Source organism: Pseudoalteromonas sp. MMG012, from assembly GCF_018100875.1.
GTDB classification, from domain to species: domain Bacteria; phylum Pseudomonadota; class Gammaproteobacteria; order Enterobacterales; family Alteromonadaceae; genus Pseudoalteromonas; species Pseudoalteromonas aurantia.
Window position 1 is genome coordinate 1 of sequence record NZ_JAGJEF010000099.1, and the last position, 13,882, is coordinate 13,882.

Annotated in this window: 9 protein-coding genes; 6 read left to right on the forward strand and 3 right to left on the reverse strand. The window is 40.0% G+C overall.

The window, feature by feature from the left end:
* Nucleotides 1–184 precede the first annotated feature (184 nt).
* A complete protein-coding gene (locus J8L97_RS20820) occupies nt 185–2,179 on the forward strand; it encodes a methyl-accepting chemotaxis protein (protein ID WP_211052546.1) in 1,995 nt (664 codons plus the stop codon).
* A 195-nt stretch (nt 2,180–2,374) separates the two neighbouring features.
* Here J8L97_RS20820 and J8L97_RS20825 read toward each other — a convergent pair whose 3' ends face one another.
* Nucleotides 2,375–3,070, reverse strand: coding sequence for an aspartate/glutamate racemase family protein (locus J8L97_RS20825; protein ID WP_211052547.1), 696 nt, complete (start codon nt 3,068–3,070; stop codon nt 2,375–2,377).
* A 1,293-nt stretch (nt 3,071–4,363) separates the two neighbouring features.
* On the opposite strand from J8L97_RS20825, the gene J8L97_RS20830 reads away from it, so the two are divergent.
* Both J8L97_RS20830 and J8L97_RS20835 read left to right on the forward strand, forming a co-directional pair.
* On the forward strand, nt 4,364–4,930 hold the full coding sequence (locus tag J8L97_RS20830) for a hypothetical protein (RefSeq protein WP_211052548.1): 567 nt from the start codon (nt 4,364–4,366) through the stop codon (nt 4,928–4,930).
* 622 nt (nt 4,931–5,552) lie between these two features.
* The gene (locus J8L97_RS20835; RefSeq protein ID WP_211052549.1) at nt 5,553–7,790 is read left to right on the forward strand and encodes a TonB-dependent receptor; all 2,238 of its coding nucleotides are present in this window, start codon (nt 5,553–5,555) and stop codon (nt 7,788–7,790) included.
* An 87-nt stretch (nt 7,791–7,877) separates the two neighbouring features.
* Here J8L97_RS20835 and katG read toward each other — a convergent pair whose 3' ends face one another.
* Nucleotides 7,878–10,148: a catalase/peroxidase HPI gene (katG, locus tag J8L97_RS20840; protein WP_211052550.1), complete on the reverse strand. Its 2,271-nt coding sequence runs from the start codon at nt 10,146–10,148 to the stop codon at nt 7,878–7,880.
* Nucleotides 10,149–10,186: 38 nt separating this feature from the next.
* Here katG and J8L97_RS20845 point away from each other — a divergent pair, with 38 nt between their 5' ends.
* Together J8L97_RS20845 and J8L97_RS20850 are read left to right on the forward strand one after the other, a co-directional pair.
* Entirely contained in the window at nt 10,187–10,339 is a 153-nt protein-coding gene (locus J8L97_RS20845) for a hypothetical protein (protein ID WP_211052551.1), read from the forward strand.
* Between the two features lie 728 nt (nt 10,340–11,067).
* Nucleotides 11,068–11,781, forward strand: coding sequence for a hypothetical protein (locus J8L97_RS20850; RefSeq protein ID WP_211052552.1), 714 nt, complete (start codon nt 11,068–11,070; stop codon nt 11,779–11,781).
* A gap of 16 nt (nt 11,782–11,797) precedes the next feature.
* Here J8L97_RS20850 and J8L97_RS20855 read toward each other — a convergent pair whose 3' ends face one another.
* Nucleotides 11,798–12,700: a LysR family transcriptional regulator gene (locus J8L97_RS20855; RefSeq protein ID WP_211052553.1), complete on the reverse strand. Its 903-nt coding sequence runs from the start codon at nt 12,698–12,700 to the stop codon at nt 11,798–11,800.
* Nucleotides 12,701–12,826: 126 nt separating this feature from the next.
* On the opposite strand from J8L97_RS20855, the gene J8L97_RS20860 reads away from it, so the two are divergent.
* On the forward strand, nt 12,827–13,516 hold the full coding sequence (locus J8L97_RS20860) for a pirin family protein (protein ID WP_211052554.1): 690 nt from the start codon (nt 12,827–12,829) through the stop codon (nt 13,514–13,516).
* The last annotated feature ends 366 nt before the right edge of the window (nt 13,517–13,882 follow it).

The following is a 13,882-nucleotide window of genomic DNA, read 5'->3' on the forward strand; positions in this document are numbered from 1 at the left end:
CTTGCATACTATAACTCATTGTTAATTTGGGATTCATTCTCGCGATTAGATAATGGCACCTGTATTGTCAGTCGCCGTGTGATTGATAAGGTTATTCGCTTATTTAGTGTCTCAATATGAAATAGTGATCTATCCTATAGGTTAAATCGTAGTCATAGCTGCGAATACTTTATTGGGATGTGTCATGCTCCGAGCGATATCTAAGTATATTTCTAGTCATTTAACCTTTGTTGCTTTATTACCTTGTATTCTGCTGGCTGCTGTTGTCTTTTATGATGTTTCAATGTCATTGAAGCGAATGAATGATGCATATGAGGCAGAATATAATGCATTTTTGAGTCATGCAATATTAGGCGTGGTGCATGAAAGTCAAAAAGAACGGGGCGCATCAGCGGGGCTTATTGCCTCGAAAGGGCGTAAGTTTAAGGCTAATTTATCTCAACAAAGAGCAGCTACAGATCGTGTTATTAAAGAATTGCGCGCAAAACAAGTTAAGTGGCAGTTGTCTGCAACGATGCAAAGAGAGTTGCGTGAGTTTTTACGACATTTTGAAAAACTCGATCGGGTAAGAGACAAAGTCGATGCACAAGCAATGCCGATCTCCGAAATGTTGAAATATTATACCGGCATTAATGAGAAAGGTTTGCATATCGTGATCACTGCATCGCGTTTAAGCAATGAGCATATTATCGCAGCTGAACTTTTTTCTATCTATAACTTTTCTAGTGCGAAAGAATCTGCTGGTATTGAACGGGCAGTTTTAGCCAATGTATTTAGCAGTGACAAACTCAGTTATACATTAAAAGCAAAATATATACAATTACGCACCAAGCAGGAAGTATATCTACATGAAGCGCTTGAAGCCTCACCAGAGATGATGAAAGACGTATTTGAACAAGCACTGTCTTCAAGTGGCAATACGGCAGTGAATGCGTATCGACTAAAAATTGAAAGTAAAGAAAGTAACTTTGGCGTTGACCCTGAGCAGTGGTTTAGGGCCGCAACGACACGCATTAATGTGTTGAAAGAAGCAGAGGAGCGCGCGTTGACGTTAGTTGATGAGACTGCAAAAGAGATATATGAAGCAACGGTTTTTGTGTTAGTCGTTGAAATAATAGTTTTTGTTTTAGGTTTACTGATCACCTTTGCGTTATTTATGGCGATTCGGATGCGGTTTAGTCAATCACAGAAGATAGCCAGTGGTATTGAAATCGCGATTTATAAAAAAGACTTAGCACACGAAATAGAAGTTACCAGCTTTGATGAATTGGGGAAGTCGGCTGAAAATATTAACCAATTAACGATGCAGTTTGGTAGTGACTTGATGGAGTTTGGACAAGTGGCAACAGAGATTGCAAGCGCGACACAGGCAACATCGACAGCGATAGCACAAAGCCAAGATAATTTAGTTGAGCAGCAAAATGGTATAAAAACCATAGCTGCGGCATCTGAGCAAATGAGCAGTAGTATTCAAATGATTGCACATTCAATGAATGAGAATTCAGCCGCTGCCCGAGTTGTAGCAAATGAGTCGATTCATGGTCAAAGAATAGTGAGTGACGCTGTTATTGTGATTCAGCATGCATCAGATGATATGGCCAAATCAGCAGTTGCAGTTGATGCGTTAAATGAGCGTGTTGGCAGTATTTCAAGTATGGTTGAAATGATCCGCAGTATTGCGGAACAAACAAATTTGTTAGCATTGAATGCCGCGATAGAGGCTGCTAGAGCTGGAGAACAAGGTCGAGGATTTGCGGTTGTTGCAGATGAAGTAAGAAGCTTGGCGAGTCGAACACAAAAATCAACAGAAGAAATATCGTCGTTGGTTTCAGAGTTGCAAGCAAGCTCAGAAGAGGCATCAGAGGTCATTATTAAAGGAAAAGAAAATGCGATTGAAGCGGCAGAGCGTGCCGAAGAGATTAAGAGTGCGTTGAATAAAATAGTGACTCAGGCACAACAGGTTGAAAAAGTAACGGAATCAGTATCAATCAGTACTCAGCAGCAAAGTGAAGCGATTGGTGATGTGGGTGAGCATATTGCAGTCATATTTAACAAGTCGGCAGAGAATGTGACCGGCGCAGAACAAATAGCATTAGCGGCTCTGCGTATTTCTGATGCAGCTGAAAATATGGATAGCTTGATTGAACAATACACGGTGCAAAATGTAAATAATGACTAAAAAGAGAGAAGGTAGTCCGTATTTAATGTTGTAAAACATTACTGTAAAAATCATCTGGCATTATGAGTGATTGTCACTGACATCACTGGTGAGACTAGAAGTTTTATCCATAGAGTGCGGGTTTTTGGCTTTGGTGCACCTGGGCAAAAAAATAGTGCACCGATTACTGAGCAGCGTTTGCCTAAGTCTTGTTTGTTATATTCTTAAAGATTGTTTCGAAAGGAGTTTAATACTTTCCTGAGTCAGTAATAACAGAGGATCAATGAGTGGCAAATTAGCCGGTCGAGGTAAATCAGTACAGCCTAAAACAATATTTTGTGCGCCGTGTTGTGCAAGATCTTTGGTAATTTCAATAAGTAATTCCGGTGTATGTGTCGTTGTTAAAGTGGGCGCATAACTGACTTGGGAAAGAATCAACTTATCCAGATAGTGCTGGTGACTCGAATTTGGAAGTATAAGCTCAATATCATAAGAACGGGCAGCTTTTGTATATAGGCCATAATTTAGGGTTTGTGATGTTGCGAGTAATCCTACTTTGGTGATTTGGCTATGTGCCAGTGCTTTTATCGCCAAATTAATGATGTTGAGCACTGGTATATTTACGGCACGTTTTATATCGTCGATAAAGTAAGAAAGCGTATTACAAGGCAGCACCAAAAAAGTTGCACCGCTTTTTTCGAGGTTGATAGCTGCATTCACGAGTATGTCTTTGTAGGGGTCAACACTGGCACCGTTAAGTAGTATACCGTGCTCCAATACATGAGGCACTGCGATACTATTGATTAAAATGTTAGGGCGAGACTTGGTACCCGTAAAGTGCCTTTGTAAATCGAGATAAAATTGTGCGGTGGCGCTTGGACCTGTACCACCAATGATGCCAATCGTATTCATAGTATATACTTGTGATTAATTCTGTAATTGACGCTATTTTCATAAACTGTGCTGTTGAAATCTATTACACGCGTATTACACGAGTGAGCTGGAAGAAACTAAGCGAGTAGAAAGTAACATGGTGATTGTCCGTTTTAAGCCGTGCTAAAATAATGCGTGATAAGGGCTATTTTATAGTGTCTTAAATATCTAATGATATCTACGTTGTTGTTCTTTATATGGTATGTCACCGATGTCGATATGTGTTTACATGTTTGTTGCATTGAAAAGCGATTGGTTGTTATTTTTCATGCTTTGATAATAAGTGATAGTGTTACATCACGTGAGGAGCAGGCATAGATATAGTAAAAGTATGCCACTATTTGTTGAAGAAGTGCCTCGACAAGTGCCGTCTTCTTTTAAGCCATAGATGATAGGCGTTACAAAAGTGTGGTTTTTTGTTTTTTATTAATTGCTTGTGTTTTAGTCTGGTGAGAAAGGTGTGTTACATAGGGGCGTATTTGTAGTGAGAAGTATGTTAGAAACGCCATTAGTAACAGTGTTACACGATAGGTAATAATTTATATTATTGCAATTGTTAATTGAAGTACTCCCTAGAATAGCGTTTATTATTTACTTGTTTTTGTATCGTGGCTTTTATATGTTGTCTTTGTTGATGGTAAGTTTATGGAACGTATTTTTTACCTATTAAAAATAGGACGGTTAATTAATCTAGGGTGCTGGGTATTTCATTTTTAACTCACGAGTGAGATGTTTTTATATTTGAAATTTAACTTTTCTATACCTGTACAATATTTGAATGGAGTAGTTTGGTGCTGTTGTTTATGTGAATTAAATAGATGCAATTAAAAATTGCTTGATTTAATTTTATTTGATTGTTAATGTTTGCCTCGTTGCCTTTGGTTGTTTATAAAAACACAATTTTAGTTGATTTGAATTTTTATATATTTAATATCTTGAATAGTACATGAGAGGTCATTTTTATTTCTATTAATGATGTTTTCTCCATGTGTATATTTGAACTGAGCTATTTCTAAAGTCTGGTCTTAATTTTGGTCATGTTATGTGTGTATATTTTTATCATCACTCTGTGCATGTACTTTTGTTGAGCCAGTTGGTATTTTGGGCATTAAAATATTTCTTTATGTAATATCATATGGGTATTTACGTATGCTGATTACCTATACAAGTCTTGGTATGTATGAATTAAATATGGATTAGCTAATAACGGTGATTAAACATCTTGAGCGCAAGGAGTGCATTAATATTAAATACTTACAAGGGTGTTAAAAAATGAAAAAAGCAATATTTTTGATTGGTTCTACAGTTCTAAGCAGTCTAGCATATGCGGGTGATGACCCTGTTAATTGTCGTAGTGAGACCCATTACGTTAGTGTGTATGGCGGTTATGTCGCTAGCTGTACAACTCAGTCAGGCACAGATATCCGACAATATGTTACACCATCAACGACTAGCTTTATTAGGTTACACAGTCATGGACAAAGTTGTACTACATCGTTGCGTTATTATGGAAAACAAACCGTAACAAGTACACAATGTGATTATACACCTAAAGCAAACTTGACATTGAGAGCTCTACATGATGGCACTGCATATGAAGCTGCGTTGCGAGTTTCTGGAAGTGGTAGTGACCGTGATGGTAGCATTGTTTCTGAAAAATTTTGGTTGAATGGTGCATATAAAGGTTCGTCAATCAGTCCAATTAAAGTACGTACTGCAACACGCTTCACTGTTAAATATGAAGTGACGGATAATAGCGGTTATACAGATTCACAAACAAAAACGATTTGGGTGAACCCTCAAAGTGATCCATGTCGTGAAGGTGTTTCTAGTTGCTAATATAGGACAATTCAGTTTCTTAAAGTAAATTAATTTTATTGAAAAAAGCTGGCTTTTTATTAAGTTGGCTTTACTTTTATTTAACATTTTATTTGGCTTAATACATAAATATTCAATGATGATGTGGCAGTTCTCCTTTCCTTAAATTGTGTTTTGGCAGTTGCTAGATTGAAGAGATTATATTAGAGAAATATGATCTTCTTTGTTCCATGCTAAATGCACATCATAGCAGTGCTTTCGCTTACACTTATAAAAAGTCAGTTAAATACTTACCATCGAACAGCCAATAAATATGATTTATAATTTCACTGAATGGATAAAAGTTGGTTTTTCTATTCAAGTTAATGTGATTTTGCGCTACTTTTATAAAAAATCCATTGCTTTTATTAGGCAAGGAAGGGTATAATGTCCGCCCAACCGAATAGCAGATTTTTGCTATATTTTTCGTATTTATTTTCTCACGTTTATTATTGCAATCTCATTAGTAGATGGCGTTTTCGTGCGCGTGTGTTTTATAAAAATGATCATGTATGTATCGCTGCTTTCGCTTTGGTTGGCGCGCCTTTGCGAGAAACCAAAACACACGAGATTAAAAATTAACCGTTTCTAATGAGGAGCAAGTATGACCATCACGAATAAGTCGATTAAAGGGGTTTGTCACTTAAATCCTATCGCTGCTGCAACGGCGTTTGCATTGGCTAGCTTGTCTATCACACCCGCTTTGGCCGAAGAAGTAGAAGCCAAAAAAGAATCAAAAATCGAAGCGATAACAGTAACTGCAACGAAGCGTTCGCAGGTTATTTACGAAGTACCAATTGCTATGAGCGCTTTCTCTGGTGATGAATTAGCATCACAGGGTATTTCAGATATTACTGATGTGGGTAAATTTGTTCCAAACTTGAATATCACCGGTTTTTCAGCGGGCCATAACTCATCGGCAAACCCCTTTATTCGCGGCATTGGTCTTCAGGACCATTTGATCACGACAGACCCAGGTGTCAGTGTTTACGTTGATGGGGTATATCTTGGTCGCCAAGTTGGTCAAAACTGGAACCTAGCAAACATTGAGCGCATCGAAGTATTGCGTGGCCCACAAGGTACTTTGTATGGTCGTAACTCAATTGGTGGGGCAATTAACATTATCACCAAACAGCCAGATCAAGACGCGGTTACTAAGGTCAGTGCTGAAGTTGGTACGCGTGGCCGTTTGAAGGGGAGCATATTCACCAACCAAGCAGTGAATGATGACCTCGCTTTTAACTTCAACCTTGGTTTTAATCGCCGCGGCGGGCTTGGTGAATTCACTAACCTACCAAATGCAGAATTTGATGTTGGCGAGAACCAAGAGTTTCACGGCCGTTTTTCATTAAAATATAATGCCAGTGATGATTTACGCGTGGTGTTTACCGCAGACGCAAATGATGGTGAAGGGGGCACGCGCCCATATACAACATTGATAGATGAAATGCCGAATGGCCGCTTGTATCAAAACGGGCTGCGTAATTCCGATGTTGCAGCAGACCCGTACGACAACGCAACAGGCACAGCTGAAACATCAACCGTCTCTAATAATGCAAATGGTCTATCGTTAACCCTCGATTATGATATCAATGAAGATTTGGGTACTAAATTTATCTTTAGTAAACGCTCTTCTGAGTATAAAGCGGGTTTGGATGATGATGGGACACAGCTTGCCTTGGATCATTACCCAGAACGAGGTACTGCCGATCAAACGTCGGTAGAATTGCAGTTTACTGGATACTTAGGCAATGTTGACTTTGTGACCGGATTATATTGGTTTAACGAAGAAGGTAGCAATCGTCAGAGTGCCTCTGAGGCAAGCTTTGATGGCGGGCCAACGAAGTTAGAGCTTGACCAAGAAACAACAAGCCGCGCAGTGTTTGTAAATGTAGGCTACGATGCCTCCGATGATTTACGTTTATCGGGGGGGGTACGTTATACGGAAGATGAAAAATCTGCTTCTACCAATGTATTTGACCCAGTAGGGACTATTTATTCCCACAGAGAGTGGGATGATGTGTCATGGGAAGTGGCAAGTAACTACACCTTTGAAAATGGCTTAAACTGGTATGCAACGGTGCAAACGGGTTATCAATCTGGCCAATATCCAGCACGTCCTTACTTCTTGATTAATCAATTCTTCGGGACTGGCGGGTTTGATAACCCAGAAGCTGGAGCAATTGTACGTGCTAACAATGCATTTATAGCCAGTGAAAATATCAGTGCAATTAACTATGAAACCGGTTTTAAAGGCCAGTTAACGAATGACTTTAGTATGAGCGTGGCTTTTTTCAATACTGAATATGATGATTTGCCGTATCAAGTGAGTGTGGTAACTGATACGGGCTTTGATACAAATAACTTAGTCGTTGAACAAACAAGTCGTGGTATTGAATTTGAAAGTACGTATTTAATCACAGATAATTTCACCTTGCATTCAAGCTTAGGCTTTATGGATGTGGATGTGGAAGAGCAAAATGGCGTAAAACCTGTCGCGCCTTTAACACCAGAGCTTACAGCGTCTATCAGTCCATCATATGAGTTTGAGCTGAATAATAGTGCATTAGTGACAACCCGATTAGACATATCTTATCGTGATAGCATGTATGGAGAGCCAAGTTCAGACGTCCGTCGTATGACGCAAATTGATTCACGTACCACAGTAAATTTTGATATTTCGTATGCGCCAATGAATGCGGATTGGACAGTCTCACTGTATGGACGCAACGTGTTTGATGAGCGTTATGACGATGCGCGTTTAAACACAGGGGCTTACATTCTATTAATTAAAAGCAATGACGCCAGTGAGTTTGGTGTTCGTTATAATGCGACTTTTTAAATAATACAGAAGCCTGTTGCACTAAACTATAAGCTCGCAGTGAATGTTTTCACTGCGAGCTTTTTAATGGTGCGCCAAGTATTGAGTTTACTGCCTATCTAAATTCATCACTTTGACCCATGCCTTTACAAAGTCATTAATAAAACGCTCTTTTGAGTTATCAAATGCGTATACTTCTGAAATTGCACGAAGTTCTGAATTAGAGCCGAATATCAAATCTACCGACGTTGCTGTCCATTTGGATTGTTCGGATTTTCTATTGATACCTTCAAATACACCTGGTTGCGATGATTTTTTCCATTGAGTAGACATATCCAGCAAATTGATGAAAAAATCATTAGAAAGTACGTCAGGTTTGTTTGTTAAGACGCCATGCGTTACGCCTTTGTAATTGGCATTTAAAACACGCAACCCCCCCACTAAAACGGTCATTTCAGGCACTGATAAGTCGAGCTGATCCGCTTTATCAATGAGCATTTCGGTAGGCGATTTATGACTTTTTTCAGTATCAAAGTAGTTTCTAAAGCCATCTGCATGTGGAGTGAGGAGGTTGAAAGAGTTGATGTCGGTTTGTGCTTGGCTGGCATCGCCACGACCAGCGGTAAAGGGGACAGACACATTAGTACCCGCATTTTTAGCTGCTTCTTCAATTGCTGTTGCACCAGAGAGTACGATTAAGTCGGCTAATGACACATGGCGGCGCTTCAAAAAGCCTTTATTTGCTGAAGTTTGTATTTGTTTCAGAACATTTAAGACCTTGGTGACCTCTGCTGGGTTATTAGCAGCCCACCCTTTTTGTGGTGCAAGGGCGATGCGAGCGCCATTAACACCGCCACGCATATCTGAATCACGGTAACTGGCGGCTGCACCCCATGCTACACGTACTCGCTCAGATATGCTCAGTCCTGAATTTAAGATACTTTTTTTCAATCGTTTAATGTCTTTGGATCTCAATTCTGACTTAGTGCTGTCTGAGATGGGATCTTGCCAGATATGAATATCTTCAGGTACCTCGTTACCTAAAAAGTGGCGTGTAGGGCCCATATCTCTATGTGTTAATTTGTACCATGCTTTCGCGAATGCGAGTTGATATTCTTTGGGATCAGCTAAAAATCGTTCGGCAATTTTGCGATAAGCCGGATCATATTTTAATGCCAAATCGGCAGTGGTCATTACGGGTGGATTAAACTTACCTTTAATATGGGCATCAGGCACAATTTTATGCAAAGACTTGTCTGTCGGCACCCATTGAATTGCACCAGCTGGGCTGCGCGTTTGCTGCCATTCAAATTGCAGTAAATTACTTAAATATAATGATGTCCAGCGAGTTGGTTGCTGGGTCCAAGCTCCTTCTAAGCCACTTGTCACGGTATCTTCAGAATGGCCTTTACCACAGGTATTTTTCCAACCAAGACCTTGTTGTTCTTGCGGCGCTGCGGCAGGCGCTTTTCCAAGGCATTTAGATGCTTTGTGTGCACCGTGCATTTTTCCGAATGTATGGCCACCAGCAATAAGAGCAAGTGTTTCTTCATCATTCATGGCCATACGCGCAAAAGCATGGCGAATATTTTTTGCTGAGCCTAATGGATCAGGTTTGCCTTTTGGCCCTTCAGGGTTGACATAAATGAGGCCCATATGAGTGGCACCTAAAGGGCGTTGCAGTTTTCCATCTTTGTGTTGTCGGTCACTGGCGAGCATTTCAACTTCAGGACCCCAATAGACTCGGTCAGGTTCCCAGTCATCTGCACGTCCACCAGCAAAACCATATGTTTCAAAACCCATGCTTTCTAAAGATACATTACCGGCTAACACCATTAAATCAGACCAAGATAATGCTTCTCCGTATTTCTGTTTTACAGGCCATAATAAGCGTCTTGCTTTGTCTAAATTACCGTTATCAGGCCAGCTGTTTAGTGGGTCAAAGCGTTGTTGCCCACCACCAGCCCCACCTCGGCCATCAAGCGTACGATAGGTGCCAGCACTGTGCCACGTCATACGAATAAAAAAGGGTCCATAATTACCAAAGTCAGCTGGCCACCAGTCTTGAGAGGTAGTGAGCAGTTTTTCTATGTCACTTTTAACTTTGGCTAAATCAAGGCCCTTAAATGCTTTGGCATAATCAAAGTCGCTACCTAATGGGTTTGACCGCACATCGTGATCTCTCAATGCGGATAAGTCGAGTTGGTCAGGCCACCAAAATTGATTAGATTTAGCATGGCCGTCTTTACTAATACCGCTCCCTAGCGCACCTTTTGGTTTACTTATTTGATCTGATTGTGCAACGACGACACCTGACGCTAACGCGAGTCCCGTGAGTATTGCGATAGTTGATTTAGAAAATACTTGCTGTTTTTTCATTGTCCCAGTTCCTGTTTTAAAACGAATGTAATCGTTTCGTGAATGACTTTATCAATTGCACAGCATGGATTGGTGATGTTGCCAATACACATGAATACAATAATTGTTCGACCGTCGTATTCATTGCTGTTGCTGAAGTGCGTTTTCTCACAACTTGGTTCCATAAAAAGAGTATGGAATATGTTGTGTAATGTATTTTGAATTAAACCGATTAGTGCAATCGGAAAACTCAATTTGCTTAATTGTTATTTATAGGTTATTCAATTGTTATTCTTTGCGTTGTTAGCCATTACTATTCATTTCAGTAAATGTAGAAGAGAATTAGGCATGATATTTTTCCAACCATTTGAGTTTAATGTTTTTATTTTTATTGAAATAATAAAAACTAAGAGTTGGGTAGATGTTAAATAATAAACATCACATAAATATCACAAAAAAATAACATTTAGATGACAGTTAAAGTATGTTTTAAATTCGTATGTTGTGTGACTGTGTGATCGACAGGAAAAGTTGACGATGATGCGTCAACTTTACTCAGGCTGGGTGGCAGGAGAATGGGGGAGCTTTATCTATCTGTCAGGCTCGTTAAGAGATATCAGCCCACTTAATACCAAACTTTTGCAAGTATTTTTGCAGACGACTTGAGTCATTCTGTTGTGTTTTTAAGGTGCGACTGACATCAAATAAGGCTCTACCCGCAGAGGCCATGGTTTTATGCTGAGTGCAGGTAGATAAAACAAAGTTAAGTTGATTGGCATCGAATATATCAAGTTGGGCGATTTGTTGTGTTGATAGCTGTTGTGCGGAACAGTTTTCACTTTCTCACAGTTCGCGAACACTTTCCTACAGCTGAATACACGAATATTACAGGTTGTATCGGTATTATCGTTGTTATTGAAGCAAGTAATAGGACATAACAATGTTAAATAAATTTTCTCTTTTAATTGCGCTGGCATGCATCGGTGCAAGTCAGGCGAGTGAATTGAGTGACCGTAATGTCGTCACTCGTTCATTGACGGTACAAGACAGTGAATTACAAGTTGTTGGTGCTTTGGGTTACGGTAAAAACGGTGATGAAGACGGTATTGAGGTTGGTTTTGATGCGCGGTATGGCTTAAATGATGATTGGACAATCGGCTTAGGGCATACTCGTTATCGATTTTTAGACCGAGGAGATAGTGACTTAGGCCTTGAACTGACTCTGGGCGCAGGTTTAAAAGGTATGTACGAAAAATTGGGGCAAGGCAATGTTGATGTGCTGGGCTACGGTGCTGATATTATGGGTAAATATGTCTACTCTCAAGATACTGCCTTACTATTTGGTGCGCAATATGTGTTTTGGAATGTACAACATACCGATAAAAACGCGGATGAATATCGGTTTAACCTAGGAGTGCAGCATCAAGTGCTTGAGGATGTAGTAGTGAGTGCTGACTATACACTCAGGAGTTTAAATGATATGACTCAGTCAACCGCACATGAAGCCTCAGTGTCAATGAATTATGCACTTTCCAGAAGCTTAGATGCTGGAGTGTATTTGAAATACTCGAGCTTTAACCCGCAAGAGAATGGCTTTACGGCTGACAGTGCCAACAAACAAGGAGTTGGTGCCTATGTGAGCTACCGTTTCTAGTGTGACTTAGTTGGTTTTATTCATTTAGTACTTGATGATACAGCGTTTCAATAAAGGCTAAAAAAGCACTAACTTTCGGTAACTTTGCTCGATTACGAGGGTATAGTGCATAAACATCAACTTTTGGCATTCCCCACTTGGGCAGGATCTGAATTAAGCTACCTGCCTTTACTTCTTTTGCACACATATATTCAGGCAGTACAGCAACGCCTAAGCCATCTATTATGGATTGTTTAAGCAACGCAAAATCGTCAACGAGTAAACGCGGCTTGTTAGCCAAGGTGATTGACTGGCCATCTTCTGAGTTCAAGTTTAACTTTGTGCCGTTACTCGCGGGGTTCATAATCAGCAGTTGATGCTCAATGAGTTGCTCAGCAGAGGTGGGGTTACCGTACTGTGTTAGGTAACGTGGGCTAGCAAATAGTTTACGTGAAACACTGCCCAATTTTTTCGCAATTAACAGTGAATCTTCTAAGTGACCAATACGTATTACAACGTCGAACCCTTCTTCAATGAAATCGACTCGTCGATTGACTAAATTGAGCTGCACGTTGATTTCAGGGTATTTATGCATAAACTTGCCAAGTGCTGGGCGCAACACTTGTTGGCCCATCGCGACCGATGTGCCAATCTTTAACTGGCCTTTATAACGATGTAACTGTTCACTGACTGAGCTATTCGCTAAATCAATCTCTTCATGTATGCGCTTGCAATGTATAAGATAATGTTTACCTGCTTCTGTTAAGTGCTGTGACCGGGTAGAACGCTCCAGCAAAGTAATATCTAACTGCTTTTCTAAGCGAGATACTTTTCTGCTGACATTTGCTTTGGGGATCCCCAACCGTTCTGCTGCTAATGTGAAACTACCAGCTTCTACTACAGCTAAAAAAACCATCATGTCATTTAAATCATATTGCATAAGTCAGCATCTAATTGTTGTTGATTATGAGAATATCATATCAATTAACGTGCATTTATCAATCTAATTAGACAGCGTACTATTACCACATCAACCAGATAAAATGACTTTACGAAGGGGAAATAGATGCAAGTATTAACAAGAGAATCATTACCATTAGGTGGCTTTGCCGGTTTAACTGAGCATCGTTTAGTGACTGACAGTCGCGTGTTTGCAGGTAGAAAAGCGCCAGATACATTCGAAGGCATTGGTAATTTTGTTTACCTAGCGGATGCTCAATTTAACCCAATGGGTGAAACGCACATGCACCCACATAAAGAAATTGATGTGATCACCATTATGATGGATGGGCGTATTAGTCATGAGGGTTCGTTAGAGCACGGACAAAGTTTAGTCGCCGGTGAGGCGCAGGTACAGCGTGCTGGTGGTGAAGGTTTTGAGCATAATGAGGTGAACCCTGATATGACCAAAAACCGCTTATTGCAGTTATGGGTATTACCGGATGAATTCGGTGAGCCTGCTGGTTTTAAGCATTATACAGTGCAGCAAGGAGTAACGCGTATTTATGGTGGAAATAAGACACAAACTGAGATTTTTTATAGCTCAACCATCATAGACATTGTGCGTTTAAGAGCCGGTGAAGTATTCACTTCGAACAACGATGTATTGGTTTACGTCAGTAAAGGTGATGCGGTATTAACGGATGGCGGTGCGTATTATGATGCAAGTGAAGGGAGCTTGGTACGCAGTGAAAATATTCGTATTGAAGCAAGTAATGACACTGAAGTGGTGGTTGTGACAGTGGCAACGGCATAAGTTTACTGGTTAGGGCTATAACTATGACACATTTAAATCGGTTTTTTATTGCTTTGATTAATTATATTGCATTAGTGCCACTTGTGTATTTTATTCCAAATTGAATAGCGCCTTATTTGCCTAACAATCCACTATTACACGTAGGTATTGTTGTTGCATTGATAGTACCTATTATGTCTTATGTTGTGAACCCTGTAGCAATGTACTTTTTAGGGAAGGCCTTGAGTGTTGAGTCACACTGAAGGCATGCTATTTTCATTATATCAGTAGAATGAACCAAGCTTATGTTTTCTTTATAATTGTTGGTTCAGCCAACTTACCATGAGTTGCGCCAAATTAGGGTCCTTGGTTAAGAGGGGGTATCCG

Coding starts and splice junctions, on each gene's coding strand:
- J8L97_RS20820 (WP_211052546.1), top strand. CDS start 185: ATGCTCCGAGCGATATCTAAGTATATTTCTAGTCATTTAACCTTTGTT.
- J8L97_RS20825 (WP_211052547.1), bottom strand. CDS start 3,070: ATGAATACGATTGGCATCATTGGTGGTACAGGTCCAAGCGCCACCGCA.
- J8L97_RS20830 (WP_211052548.1), top strand. CDS start 4,364: ATGAAAAAAGCAATATTTTTGATTGGTTCTACAGTTCTAAGCAGTCTA.
- J8L97_RS20835 (WP_211052549.1), top strand. CDS start 5,553: ATGACCATCACGAATAAGTCGATTAAAGGGGTTTGTCACTTAAATCCT.
- katG (WP_211052550.1), bottom strand. CDS start 10,148: ATGAAAAAACAGCAAGTATTTTCTAAATCAACTATCGCAATACTCACG.
- J8L97_RS20850 (WP_211052552.1), top strand. CDS start 11,068: ATGTTAAATAAATTTTCTCTTTTAATTGCGCTGGCATGCATCGGTGCA.
- J8L97_RS20855 (WP_211052553.1), bottom strand. CDS start 12,700: ATGCAATATGATTTAAATGACATGATGGTTTTTTTAGCTGTAGTAGAA.
- J8L97_RS20860 (WP_211052554.1), top strand. CDS start 12,827: ATGCAAGTATTAACAAGAGAATCATTACCATTAGGTGGCTTTGCCGGT.